We start from the raw sequence: 12,284 nt of genomic DNA, 5'->3' as shown, positions 1-12,284 counted from the left end.
CGCGGACCTGCCGAACTGAAAAGCCCGGGCAATCGCCCGGGCTTTTTTCATGCGTCCAGCTTGTCCTGCGTGCGCGTCTGGAAGTCGGACGCGTCATGGCGTTCGCGCAGCTGCTGGGACGGATCGCCCGATGTCGCATTGACCATCTGGCCGCGCCGGACGGCGGGGCGGGCGGCGATCTCCTGCTGCCAGCGGTGCAGGTTCTTGTAGCTGGCGGCATCCAGGAAGGTCGCGGCATCGCCATAGGCGCCACCGGTGATGACCCGGCCATACCAGGGGAAGATCGCCATGTCGGCGATGGTGTATTCGTCCCCCGCGACAAAGCGGTTGTCGGCCAGACGCTGGTCCAGCAGGTCCAGCTGACGCTTGACCTCCATGGTGAAGCGGTCGATGGCATATTCGATCTTGACCGGCGCATAGGCATAGAAATGCCCAAAGCCGCCGCCCAGATAGGGGCCTGCGCCCATCTGCCAGAACAGCCAGTTCAGCGTCTCGGTCCGCGCGGCATGGTCCTTGGGCAGGAAGGCTCCGAATTTCTCGGCCAGATACAGCAGGATCGAGCCGCTTTCGAAGACACGCTGCGCGGGCGTCACCGAATGGTCCATCAGCGCCGGGATCTTGGAATTGGGGTTCACGTCCACGAAGCCGCTGCCGAACTGGTCGCCTTCGCCGATGTCGATCAGCCAGGCATCGTATTCCGCGCCGGCATGCCCTGCCTCCAGCAGTTCCTCCAGCATAATGGTGACCTTCTGGCCGTTCGGCGTGGCCAGCGAATAGAGCTGCAGCGGGTGCTTGCCGACCGACAGTTCCTTGTCATGGGTCTTGCCGGCGATGGGGCGGTTGATGCTGGCGAATTTGCCGCCGTTTTCCTTGCCCGGCGTCCAGACCTTGGGGGGGGTATAGTCTTCGGTCATGTGATGTCCTGTCGTTGACTGACCCTCAAGATGTGGTGGGGTTTGCCAAACATCAACCCGGCACGGGGACTTGGCAAATGTTCCGCATATGTTCTATATTGCCGGCATGCTTCCCCCGCGCGATCCCCATGAACGCCTGAAGGCCCGCGGCGCCGATACGCGCCCCGCAGGGCGGTTCGAGGCCGAGGCGCGCGACCATCACCACGACGGCTGGGACATCCCCGAGGAGGAGCGCCTGCTGCGCACCCAGGTCACCACCGAACGCCCGCGCAGCATCATCACGCGCAATACCTCACCGGACGTGCCGTTCGACCGATCGATCAACCCTTATCGCGGCTGCGAACATGGCTGCATTTATTGCTATGCGCGGCCCAGCCACGCCTATCTGGGCCTGTCGCCGGGGCTGGATTTCGAAACCTGCATCACCGCCAAGGAGGGCGCCGCCGAATTGCTGGCGCGCGAACTGGCGCGGCCAAGCTATCGCCCCGCGCCCATCGCGTTGGGGACCAACACCGACCCCTATCAGCCGGTCGAGGCGAAGCTGGCGATCATGCCGGGCATCCTGCGGGTGCTGCGCGACTGGAACCATCCCGCCACGCTGGTGACGCGGGGACAGACGGTGCTGCGCGACCTGCATCTGTGGGCGGAACTGGCGGCGCGCGACATGGCGACGGTGGGAATCAGCATCACGACGCTGGACGCATCGCTGGCCCGCGCGATGGAGCCGCGCGCGCCGACCCCCGCGACGCGCCTGCGGATGATCCGGGACCTGTCCCGTGCAGGCGTGCCCGTCCGCGTCATGGTCGCCCCCGTCATCCCCGTCCTGACCGAGCCCGAGATCGAGGCCATCCTGACCGCCGCGCGCGAGGCCGGGGCCACCACCGCCAGCATGATCCCCGTCCGCCTGCCGCACGAGGTCGCGCCGCTGTTTCGCGACTGGCTGGAACGCCACCGGCCCGGCATGGCCGCGCATGTGATGAACCGCATCCAGGCGATGCGCGGCGGGCGCGACAACGATCCGCGCTTTGGCCATCGCTTTAGGGGCGAAGGGGTCGAGGCACAGCTGGCGATGCAGCGGTTCCGGCTGGCCCGCAAGCGGCTTGGCTATCGCGAAGGGCAGCCTGCGCTGGATTGCAGCCGCTTTGGTCGCCCGCCCAGGGCAGGCGACCAGATGTCGTTGTTCTGAAAGGTCAGTGGCGGCGGCCGATGATCTGGCCTTCGGTGCCGTCATTGGCCGAGCTGAACGGCCCCAGCAGCATGGTGATCTGTTCCAGCGTCGGGCGGGGACCGGCGGGCCGCGTTTCCAGCGCCTCGCGCATGGCGCGCAGATGTTCGGGCATGGTGCCGCAGCAGCCGCCGATGACGCGCACGCCCATGTCGCGGGCCAGAACGGCGTAATCGGCCATCAATTCGGGGGTGCCGTCGTAATGGATGTTGCCGTCATGCATATGCGGGACGCCCGCATTGCCCTTGGCGATGATCGGGCGTTCATTGCCCGATGCGACAAAGCCCGTCACCGTGCGCAGCAGGTCCGATGCCCCGATGCCGCAATTCGCGCCATAGGCGACGGGCGGGTTCGGCATGCGTTCGACCGCCGCCGACAATTCGGCCGAGGTGGTGCCCATGATCGTGCGCCCGGCCGTGTCGAAGCTGAGCGATCCGCACCAAGCCATGCCGACCAAGCGCGCGGCCTCGGCGGCGGCCTTCATCTCGTCGATGGAGCTGAGCGTTTCGACCCACAGGATGTCGGCGCCGCCATCCTTCAGGGCCTGGGCCTGTTCGTGGAACATCTCGGTCGCGCGGGCGCGGGTCAGGCTGCCCATCGGGGCCATGAATTCGCCGATGGGGCCGATGCTGCCGGCCACGATGACCTTGCGGCCCGCGCGATCGGCCTCGTTGCGGGCGATGGCGGCGGCAAGGCGGTTCAGTTCGGTCACGCGATGCGATGCGCCCTGCAGGCGCAACCGGCTGGCATTGGCGCCAAAGCTGTTGGTCAGGAACAGGTCCGACCCGGCCTCGATCGCGCTGCGATGCAGGGCTGCGATGCGGTCGGGGTGATCGGCGTTCCAGAATTCGGGCGGCGTGGCACCGTCCAGGCCCATGTTGAACAGCGCGGTTCCCGTCGCGCCATCGGCCAGCACGAAGGGTGCGGTATCAAGCATCCGGCTGAGGGCATCGGTCATCGTCTTGTCCTTGGCAGGCGGGGTCATCGACCCCGTGTCGGGATCCGCAAGCATCAGGTCCATGTCAGGTAACGCCGTGTCGTAGAAGAATTTTCACACGAACGTATGAAAAACCGCGCCGGTTTCCCGGCGCGGTCGATTTAGACCAAAGATGCGGCGCGATCAGTTGCGATCGTCGTCGCCCTCTTCGTCGTCCGAAGCGCCACCGATGTCGTCGAACAGTTCGGCGATCTCGAATTCGGCTTCGGCATCGGCCTCGGCGGCCATGTCCTGAATCGACTTGCCCTGCGCCTGCAGTTCAGCCTCTTCGTTGGAACGGGCGACGTTCATGGTGATCGTCGCTTCGACTTCCGGGTGCAGGACGACGGTGACGTCGTGCATGCCCAGGTACTTGATCGGCTCGCGCAGGACGACCTGCTTGCGATCGACCGAGAAGCCGGCTTCGGTGGCCGCATCGGCCGCGTCACGGGTCGTGACCGAACCGTAAAGCGCGCCCGAATCGGATGCCGAACGGATGACGACGAAGACTTCGCCGTCCAGCTTGGCCGCGATCTTTTCGGCCTCGGCCTTCGATTCCGCGTTGCGGGTTTCCAGCTGTGCCTTCTGACCTTCGAATGCCTTGATGTTGGCGTCCGAGGCGCGCAGAGCTTTCTTCTGCGGCAGCAGGAAGTTGCGGGCATAGCCCTGTTTCACGTTGACGACTTCGCCCATCTGGCCAAGTTTCGCCACGCGTTCCAGCAGGATGACTTGCATGTTCAGGTCTCCTTACTTCACGACGTAGGGCAGCAGGGCAAGGAAGCGTGCGCGCTTGATGGCGCGAGCCAGCTCACGTTGCTTCTTGGCCGAGACAGCGGTGATGCGCGAAGGCACGATTTTGCCACGTTCGCTGATATAGCGCTGCAGCAGACGGGTGTCTTTGTAGTCGATCGCAGGTGCGTTATCGCCCGAGAAGGGGCAGACTTTGCGACGACGGAAGAACGGTTTGTTCGCCATGTCTCAGATCCTCTCAGTTCCGCTCGCGGCGGTCGCCGCGGTCACCACGGTCACGGTCGCCGCCACGGGGACGGTCGCCGCGCTCTTCGCGCTTCTGCATCTGGACCGAGGGGCCTTCCTGATGCTCGTCCACGCGGATGGTCATCACGCGCATCACGTCATCATGCAGGCGGGCCAGGCGTTCCATTTCCAGCACGGCCGACGACGGGGCGTCGGTGCGCAGGAAGGCGTAATGGCCCTTGCGGTTCTTGTTGATCTTGTAGGCCAGGGTGCGGACACCCCAGTATTCGTGGTCGACGACCTTGCCACCATTGTCGGCAAGAATGGTCGAGAAGTGTTCGATCAGCCCTTCGGCCTGCGTGTTCGACAGGTCCTGGCGGGCGATCAGCACATGCTCATACAGAGACATGGCGATCCTTTCGGTTTTCGGCGCATTTCATCGACGGGTCGTCCCTTCCGCACCCGTCACGAGAGGCTGCGCAGTTTCTGGATACAGGCGGAAGGATGGCGCTTCATAGCAGCGAATGCTGATCTTGCAAGGTGATTCGGCCCTGTCCTCCCGGAATCGGGGCGGTTGCAGGCTTTGGGGGGCCAGGGACCCGCAGGGCGGCGATCCGAGTTGTCCCGTCACAGCTGCCAACACGAAGGAGCGCCAGAGATGAAGACGGAAGATACCGGATCGGGCCGACTGGAAACCTGGACCATCGCCGAGGTCGCCGCCGCCCTGAAGGCCGACGAGATCGCCATGATCGATGTGCGGACCCCGGCCGAATACATGTTCGAACAGATCCAGGGCGCGCTGCTGGCACCCATGGCCTTCATCGTCCCCGAACGCCTTCCCCTGGGCGGTGACAAGCCGGTCGTCCTTTACTGCGGATCGTCCAAACGGTCCGAAAAGGTCGCGCGCCAGATCCTGGCGGCCGGCGTCATCGACCGGATCGCGCATATGGATGGCGGTTTCGCCGCCTGGAAAGAGGCCGGCCAGCCCTATCGCGGTACCGACATGGCATCGGGTGCGCCGGTGGTGACGCCGGCCGCCAAGTCCGGCTGATGGCCTCTTGCGGGGGCGGGGGCGTCGGGGCAGTCTGAGCGCCGCAACCAAAGGGGGATGACGATGGCGCTGGAAGACGCGAAGACGCAGGTGGATCAGGCCTTCACGCGGAGCGATCCGCGCGGCCTGTCGTTCGAAAACGCCTTTGGTGGCGCCACCAGCTTTCTGCGCCGCCGCTATACCAAGGACCTGACCGGCGTGGACGTGGCGGTCACGGGCATCCCCTTCGACCAGGCCGTCACCCACCGCCCCGGCACGCGTTTCGGCCCCCGCGCCATCCGCGAGGCATCCAGCCTGCAGGCCTTCGATGCGCCCTATGGCTGGGGCTATGATCCGCTGAGCCTGCTGAACGTGGCCGATTACGGCGACATGCCCTTCGATTACGCCAATATCCGCGACGTGCCCGCGCGCATCACCGCGCATATCGGCGCCATCCTGGATGCGGGCGCCGCGCCCATCACGTTGGGCGGCGATCATTTCATAACCCTGCCGATCCTGCGCGCCATGGCCGAACGCCACGGCCCGGTCGCGCTGATCCAGTTCGACGCCCATTCCGACACCTGGGTCGATGACGACCCGGACCGGATCGACCACGGCACCTTCCTTTACAAGGCGATCAAACAGGGGCTGGTCGATCCCACAGCCTGCGTCAGCGTCGGCATCCGCACCGACAATCCCGACACGCTGGGGGTGACCATCCTGGACGCGCCATCGGTGCATCAGGACGGCGTGGCCGCCACGCTGGAACGTATCCGCGCCGTGGTGGGCGACCGCCCGACCTATGTCACCTTCGACATCGACGCGCTGGACCCGGCATTTGCGCCGGGCACCGGCACGCCGGTCTGGGGCGGGCTGGCCAGCTGGGAGGCGGCGGCGCTGCTGCGCGGTCTGGCGGGCATCGACATGATCGGCGGCGACGTGGTCGAGGTCTCGCCCCCCTATGACACGACCGGCGCCACGGCCATCGCGGGCGCCCATGTCGCCTTCGAGCTGATCGCGCTTTACGGTTGGAACAGGCGCGGGTAACCCCAAACCATGTTGCCCCAAGACCGCCTTGCCCAGATCACCCAACGGTTCGAGTATCTCGAAGCGCAGTTTAACGCTGGTGCCGCGCCCGACCAGATCGCGAAGATCAGCCGCGAATATGCCGACCTGAAGCCCGTGGTCGAAGGCATCGCCCGTTGGCGCGACGCCACCGAGGCCCTGGCCGAGGCCCGCGCCATGCTGGCCGACCCCGAGATGCGCGAACTGGCCGAGGATGAGCTGCGCCGCCTGAACGCCGAACTGCCCGATCTGGAACAGCGGCTGCGCGTGGCTCTGCTGCCCAGGGACGCCGCCGATGCCCGCCCTGCCATCCTGGAAATCCGGCCCGGCACTGGCGGCGACGAGGCCGCGCTGTTCGCGGGCAACCTGCTGTCCATGTATCGGCGCCATGCCGAACAGCAAGGCTGGGACTTCCAGATGCTGGAACTGACCCAGACCGAATTGGGCGGCGTCAAGGAGGCCATGGCCCGCATCGCCGGCGACGGCGTCTTTGCGCGGCTGAAATACGAATCCGGCGTGCACCGCGTCCAGCGCGTGCCCGAAACCGAATCGGGCGGGCGCATCCACACCAGCGCCGCCACCGTCGCCGTCCTGCCCGAAGCCGCCGAGGATGTCGAAATCGACATCCCCGCGGGCGACATCCGCATCGACACGATGCGCGCCAGCGGCGCGGGCGGCCAGCACGTCAATACCACCGACAGCGCCGTGCGCATCACCCACCTGCCCACCGGCATCGTGGTGACCAGCAGCGAAAAGTCCCAGCACCAGAACCGCGCCAATGCCATGGCCGTGCTGCGTGCGCGACTGTACGACATGCAGCGTCAGAAGGCCGATGACGAACGCGCCGCCGACCGGAAATCCCAGGTCGGCAGCGGCGATCGCAGCGAACGCATCCGCACCTACAACTTTCCGCAGGGCCGCATGACCGATCACCGCATCAACCTGACGCTTTACGCCTTGGACAAGATCATGGCGGGCGACCTGTCCGAAATTATCGATGCCCTGACCGCCCATGATCAGGCGGCCCGTCTGGCGGATGCGGAATGAAGCTGTCGCAGGCACAGGCGGATGGCGCTTCCCTGCTGCGCGCGGCCGGCATCGAGGGCGCATCGCGCGACGCCGACCGCATCCTGGCCGCCGTTCTGGACATGGAACCCGGCCGCCTGCGCATCACCGAGGATCGCGACCTGAGCGGCGACGAGGCCGCCCGCTTCAACAAGGGCATCGCCGCGCGCGCCCTGCACCAGCCTGTCGCGCAGATCGTGGGCTTCCGCGATTTCTGGGCGCATCGCTTCAAGGTCACCCGCGACACGCTGGATCCGCGCCCCGAAACCGAGGCCTTGGTCGAGGCCGCGCTGGCGCGTCCCTGGAAGACCGTCCTGGACCTGGGAACCGGGACGGGGGCGATTCTGATCTCGCTGTTGGCGGCACGGGCGGGGACGACGGGGCTGGGAACCGACATTTCCGAAAAGGCGCTGGATGTCGCGCGCCACAATGCCCGGCGGATCGGAGTGAACGCCCGGTTCCGGCAGGCCGACTGGTATCAGGGCGTCACCGGCAGCTTCGATCTGATCGTGTCGAACCCGCCCTATATCGCGGCGGATGAAATGGCGGGGCTGTCATCGGATGTGCGGGACTGGGAACCGCGCGGGGCGCTGACGGATGGCGCCGACGGGCTGACCGCCTATCGGGCCATCGCGGCGGGGGCGCGCGACCTGCTGACCCCTCAGGGCATCGTCCTGACCGAAATCGGACCCACCCAGGGGCAGACCGTCGCGGAACTGTTCAGGGCAGGGGGCGCCACCACGACGGTGCTGCCCGATCTGGACGGACGCGACAGGGTCGTGCTTGCGGAATTCGGCCGGTGATCAGCCCTTTCCCGCGCAAATGCGGCATTTCGGGCAGTTTTTGCTTGTCTTGGCCAAGACGGCATGGTTAGTCGGCATCGTGCAGCAGGCCACGGCCACTGCATGGTCAGCCTGACACTGCCGATTCCGACAAGGCGCGCGATGCGCCTTTGCTGGGGCGAGGCAGGGCTGAACGGAGAGGTCACTCACGCCCCCGTAGCCATCCGACACCGCCGTCCAGTTCACTCTGGCACCCCTGCGATCAGAAACATTACAGACAGACTGATGAGATCATCAAAATCCCGTTCGCGTAGCAAATCCAATCGCCAACGCTCGCTTGGCAACGTGGTCAACCGTGTCTTCGACAGCTCGGGGCCCGAGGGCAAGGTGCGTGGCACCCCTCAGCAGATCATCGAGAAATACCTGACCCTGGCGCGTGATGCGCAACTGTCCCACGACCGCGTCGCGGAGCAGAGTTTCCTGCAGCATGCCGAACATTACACCCGCATGCTGGGCGAAGCGCAGCGCGAGATGGCCGAACGCCAAGGCCAGCAGGGCGGCCAGCAAAACGGCCAGAACAACCGCCAGGACGATGATGGCGGCTATTCGAACCACGGCTATGGCACCGGTCACAATGCCAGCAACCATGGCAATGGCGGCAACAACAATGGTGGCGGGTCGCGCAACGACCAGGGCGATGGCAATAACGGCCAGAACCAGCGCCGCGACGGCAATCGTGACGGCAACCGCGATCACCAGAGCCGCCAGTCGCGCAACGACCAGGCCGATCAGCCTGCGGTCGACACCGCGCCCGAGCCCGCACCCGCCCAGGATACGACGCCGCAGCCGTCCAGCCTGCCCGATGCCGTCGCCTCGGGCGACGAAGATCAGTCCGCGCCGGTGACCACGCCCGAATCCGAGCCGACCCCCAAGCCTGCGCGCACCCGCACCCCGCGTCCGCGCACGCCGCGCAGCCCGACGGGCACGACCACCCGCAGCCGCCGCAAGCCCGCGGCCGAGGATGGCGGCGCCCCGGCATCGGACACACCCGCATCATCGGGGCAAAACGACGCCGAGTGATCTGCGTCAGGACATGAATGCCGAAGGGGCCGCAGCATTGCTGACGGCCCCTTTTTCATATCGGGATCGTGGGGGTGTCGCGGGACCTCAGCCCGTGGCCCGCGCGGTCGCCACGGCCCGCGCCAGGGCGCAGAACCGTTCCAGGTCGATCTCCTCGGCCCGGGCGGTGGGGGGGATGCCGCAGGCGGTCAGCAGATCCTCGATGCCCGGATGCAGCCCCTTCAGGCTGGCCCGCAGCATCTTGCGGCGCTGGTTGAAGGCCGTGGCCGTGACCAGCGACAGCACCGCCGGGTCCGCCGGAAAGCGGGGTTCGGGCAGCGCCGTCAGGTGGACGACGGCGGAATGCACCTTGGGGGCGGGGACGAAGGCCTCGGGGGGCAGGTGCATGACGATCTGGGCGTCGGCGCGCCACTGGGCCAGCAGCGCCAGGCGGCCATAGGCCTTGGAGCCGGGCTTGGCGGTGATCCGCTCGGCCACCTCTTTCTGGAACATCAGCGTCAGCGACTGCCAGAAAGGCGGCCATGCGCGCGGCGTCAGCCAGCGGATCAGCAGTTCCGTCCCGACATTATAAGGCAGGTTGGCCGCAATGCGGATCGGCGGTGTCAGATGCGCCAGGGGATCGATCTCCAGCGCGTCGCCGTTGATGACGGTCAGGCGGCCCGGATAGGCCTGGGCGATCTGTTCCAGCGCGGGCAGGGCGCGGGGGTCCTTCTCGATCGCCAGGACATGGCGGGCACCTTGGGCCAGCAGGCCGCGCGTCAGGCCGCCGGGGCCGGGGCCGATCTCCAGCACGTCGCAATCGCGCAGATCGCCCGCCTGCCGCGCGATCTTCGAGGTCAGGTTCAGATCCAGCAGGAAGTTCTGGCCCAGCTGCTTTTTCGCCCGCAGGTCATGCGTGGTGATGACGTCGCGCAGCGGCGGCAGGTTGTCGATCATGGGCGAGTCCTTGCCATGTCGCGCGCCATCTTCAGCGCGGCGATGGTGGATGAGGGATCGGCCAGGCCCTTGCCCGCGATGTCGAAGGCGGTCCCGTGATCGGGCGAGGTCCGGATGAAGGGCAGCCCAAGCGTCACGTTGACGCCCCCCGCGAAATCCAGCGTCTTGATGGGGACCAGCCCCTGGTCGTGATAGGCGCAGACCGCCGCGTCGTAACGCGCCCGCGCGGGGGCGTGGAACATGGTATCGGCGGGCATGGGGCCGGTCAGGTTCAGCCCCTGGTCGCGCAGATCCGCCAGCAGCGGGGCGATCATGTCGCGTTCCTGCGTCCCCATCGTGCCGCCTTCGCCCGCATGGGGGTTCAGTCCCGCGACAGCGATGCGCGGGGCGGGAATGCCGAAATCGCGGATCAGCGCGGCATGGGTGATGCGGATGGCCTGTTCCAGCACGTCGCGGGTCAGGGCGGCGGGAACCTCCTCCAGCGGGATGTGGATCGTGGCGGGCACCACGCGGCAGGGCGGCGTCACCGTGGTCGAGGCCAGCATCATCACCACCGGCACATCACCGCCCAGATGGGCCAGGTATTCGGTATGGCCGGGAAAGGAAAAGCCCGCGCCTTCCTTCAAGGCCTGCTTGCTGATCGGCGCGGTGGTGATGCCCGCGACGCGGCCCTGCATGGCCAGATCGACCGCACGGGCGATGACGTCGATCACCCCTTGGGCATTGGCCGGGTCCGGTCGCCCCGGCACGGCGGGGGCCGCGAAATCATGGCGCAGGACCGGCAGGTGACCCGGCGGCACGCCATCATCGGGGTCATCGACCGCCGTCCAGGCGGTGCCGGGGGGCAGGTGGCGCGGGTCGCCCATCCAGACCAGATCCACCCCCGAGGCCAGCGCCAGGGGGGCCAGTTCGGGGCCGACGCCCGCGGGTTCGCCGCAGGTCAGCAGGATGCGTCGTGCCATCGGATCAGGGCCGGCGGATGATGGCGTCGGCGCGCAGATCGGCCAGCAGGCCTTCGGCGGCGGTGTTGATCTTTTCGTTGAACAGCTGGTCCTTGACGGCCTCGCGGCCGGGAATGCCGCCGGTCTGGGGGATCGCGTTCTCGACGCCGTCTTCGGGCAGGGCGGTTGTGGGGACCTCGGCCTGGGCGGCAAGGGCGGGCTGGCGCGAACACAGCATGACCAGTTCGGCCCCCGCGCCCATCGGCACGACGCCGGCCTCATCCGCATCAAGCGAGGCGAGGCGGGTGGCGATCAGCGTCGGGATGGCGGCCTGGGATTGCGTCTGGCGCTGGACCTGGGCCGCGGCCTGGGGCCCCGCATCGGCATAGAATTCGTCGCAGCTGCGGGTGCGGGCAGCAAGGGCGGCCGCATCGGCCACCGATGTCATGCGCAGCGTCAGGTAATCCAGCACCTGTTCGCGCGCGCCGGGCCGCAGCGACCCTTGCGCGTCGCGCAGCAGGAACAGGACGACCGCGCCGTCGACGGGCAGGGGCTGGGTGACCTGGCCCGGTTGCAGCGCCGTCACGATGGGCCGCAGCGAGGGCGGCAGGTTGTCCAGCGCCACGGTCGCCAGCTGGCCCCCCGCCTGCGCCGAGGGCGATGCGGAATATTGCCGCGCGGCCTGGGCGAATTGTTCCGGCGTCGGGTTCGATCCCACGATCCGCTGCGCCAGTTGCAGCGCCTGCTGTTCCTGACCCGGAGGCGCGGGGATGATCAGTTCGGACAGCGACACGCGGTCGATGATCGGGGTTTCGATGACGCGCTTCAGCTGCTGGTCGATCTCGGCCTCCGAGACCTCGATCTGGCCGACCAGGCGCGCCCGCACGACATCGCGCCAGACGGTGCCCGCCTCGACGAAATCGCGAAACACGCCGGCCTCGATGCCAGCGCCTTCCAGGCGGGCGATGAAGGTGGCGGAATCCAGGCCGGCCCGTCCGGCGAATTCATCCATGCCGCGCTGCAGGCCTTCGGGGGTGATGGTCACGCCGATCTGCTTGGCGGCCTGCACGCGCAGGCGGTCGTCGATCAGCGCCTGTTCGGCCACCTGGGCCGAGGTGTCGGGCGCGCCGATCACCTTCATGAAGCGCTGGCGCTGGTCGACCTCATAGCGGGTGACGACGCTGTCGTTGACGTAGACGACCGGCTGGAACAGGTTCTGTGCCATGACGGGCGTGATCGCGCCGGTGGCCACCACCGCCGCCAAGGCGATACCGGAAAGGAAATGCCGCATCTGC

General features: G+C 67.2%; 14 protein-coding genes. 6 read left to right on the top strand and 8 right to left on the bottom strand.

The window, feature by feature from the left end:
- Positions 1–47: 47 nt before the first annotated feature.
- Positions 48–914 carry a glutathione-dependent disulfide-bond oxidoreductase gene (yghU, locus tag IE00_RS07560; RefSeq protein WP_072296472.1) on the bottom strand — a complete coding sequence of 289 codons (867 nt, stop codon included), beginning with the start codon at positions 912–914 and terminating at the stop codon, positions 48–50.
- An 88-nt stretch (positions 915–1,002) separates the two neighbouring features.
- Between yghU and IE00_RS07555 the strand changes: the two genes are divergently transcribed.
- Positions 1,003–2,100, top strand: coding sequence for a PA0069 family radical SAM protein (locus IE00_RS07555; RefSeq protein WP_083554161.1), 1,098 nt, complete (start codon positions 1,003–1,005; stop codon positions 2,098–2,100).
- A 4-nt stretch (positions 2,101–2,104) separates the two neighbouring features.
- On the opposite strand, the gene bmt is transcribed toward IE00_RS07555, so the two are convergent.
- From bmt to rpsF, 4 genes are all read right to left on the bottom strand, one after another.
- Positions 2,105–3,097, bottom strand: coding sequence for a betaine--homocysteine S-methyltransferase (gene bmt / locus IE00_RS07550; protein WP_072296851.1), 993 nt, complete (start codon positions 3,095–3,097; stop codon positions 2,105–2,107).
- A gap of 162 nt (positions 3,098–3,259) precedes the next feature.
- Positions 3,260–3,850, bottom strand: coding sequence for a 50S ribosomal protein L9 (gene rplI, locus IE00_RS07545; protein ID WP_072296471.1), 591 nt, complete (start codon positions 3,848–3,850; stop codon positions 3,260–3,262).
- A 12-nt stretch (positions 3,851–3,862) separates the two neighbouring features.
- Complete coding sequence (rpsR, locus tag IE00_RS07540; protein WP_042247758.1) at positions 3,863–4,090, bottom strand: 30S ribosomal protein S18; 228 nt, start codon at positions 4,088–4,090, stop codon at positions 3,863–3,865.
- A 13-nt stretch (positions 4,091–4,103) separates the two neighbouring features.
- Positions 4,104–4,499 (bottom strand): 30S ribosomal protein S6, encoded by a 396-nt coding sequence (gene rpsF, locus IE00_RS07535; RefSeq protein ID WP_072296470.1) that lies wholly within the window; start codon positions 4,497–4,499, stop codon positions 4,104–4,106.
- 249 nt (positions 4,500–4,748) lie between these two features.
- Here rpsF and IE00_RS07530 point away from each other — a divergent pair, with 249 nt between their 5' ends.
- From IE00_RS07530 to IE00_RS07510, 5 genes are all read left to right on the top strand, one after another.
- Entirely contained in the window at positions 4,749–5,141 is a 393-nt protein-coding gene (locus IE00_RS07530; RefSeq protein ID WP_072296469.1) for a rhodanese-like domain-containing protein, read from the top strand.
- A gap of 63 nt (positions 5,142–5,204) precedes the next feature.
- Positions 5,205–6,167: an agmatinase gene (gene speB / locus IE00_RS07525; RefSeq protein WP_072296468.1), complete on the top strand. Its 963-nt coding sequence runs from the start codon at positions 5,205–5,207 to the stop codon at positions 6,165–6,167.
- A 9-nt stretch (positions 6,168–6,176) separates the two neighbouring features.
- The gene (prfA, locus tag IE00_RS07520) at positions 6,177–7,232 is read left to right on the top strand and encodes a peptide chain release factor 1 (RefSeq protein ID WP_072296467.1); all 1,056 of its coding nucleotides are present in this window, start codon (positions 6,177–6,179) and stop codon (positions 7,230–7,232) included.
- Positions 7,229–8,053 carry a peptide chain release factor N(5)-glutamine methyltransferase gene (gene prmC, locus IE00_RS07515; RefSeq protein WP_072296466.1) on the top strand — a complete coding sequence of 275 codons (825 nt, stop codon included), beginning with the start codon at positions 7,229–7,231 and terminating at the stop codon, positions 8,051–8,053. Before prfA ends, prmC begins: the two co-directional genes overlap by 4 nt.
- A gap of 324 nt (positions 8,054–8,377) precedes the next feature.
- The gene (locus IE00_RS07510) at positions 8,378–9,112 is read left to right on the top strand and encodes a DUF4167 domain-containing protein (RefSeq protein ID WP_240493816.1); all 735 of its coding nucleotides are present in this window, start codon (positions 8,378–8,380) and stop codon (positions 9,110–9,112) included.
- Between the two features lie 87 nt (positions 9,113–9,199).
- Here IE00_RS07510 and rsmA read toward each other — a convergent pair whose 3' ends face one another.
- The 3 genes from rsmA to IE00_RS07495 are packed head-to-tail and all read right to left on the bottom strand — an operon-like array spanning position 9,200 to position 12,280.
- Positions 9,200–10,048, bottom strand: coding sequence for a 16S rRNA (adenine(1518)-N(6)/adenine(1519)-N(6))-dimethyltransferase RsmA (gene rsmA / locus IE00_RS07505; protein WP_072296464.1), 849 nt, complete (start codon positions 10,046–10,048; stop codon positions 9,200–9,202).
- Positions 10,045–11,010 carry a 4-hydroxythreonine-4-phosphate dehydrogenase PdxA gene (gene pdxA, locus IE00_RS07500; RefSeq protein WP_072296463.1) on the bottom strand — a complete coding sequence of 322 codons (966 nt, stop codon included), beginning with the start codon at positions 11,008–11,010 and terminating at the stop codon, positions 10,045–10,047. Before pdxA ends, rsmA begins: the two co-directional genes overlap by 4 nt.
- Before the next feature lie 4 nt (positions 11,011–11,014).
- The gene (locus IE00_RS07495) at positions 11,015–12,280 is read right to left on the bottom strand and encodes a peptidylprolyl isomerase (protein ID WP_072296462.1); all 1,266 of its coding nucleotides are present in this window, start codon (positions 12,278–12,280) and stop codon (positions 11,015–11,017) included.
- Positions 12,281–12,284: the final 4 nt, after the last annotated feature.

It is taken from the genome of Paracoccus sp. SM22M-07, assembly GCF_001887735.1.
GTDB lineage: Bacteria > Pseudomonadota > Alphaproteobacteria > Rhodobacterales > Rhodobacteraceae > Paracoccus.
The sequence above is the reverse complement of the archived record's forward strand: the minus strand, read 5'-3'. Positions and strand labels throughout refer to the sequence as shown.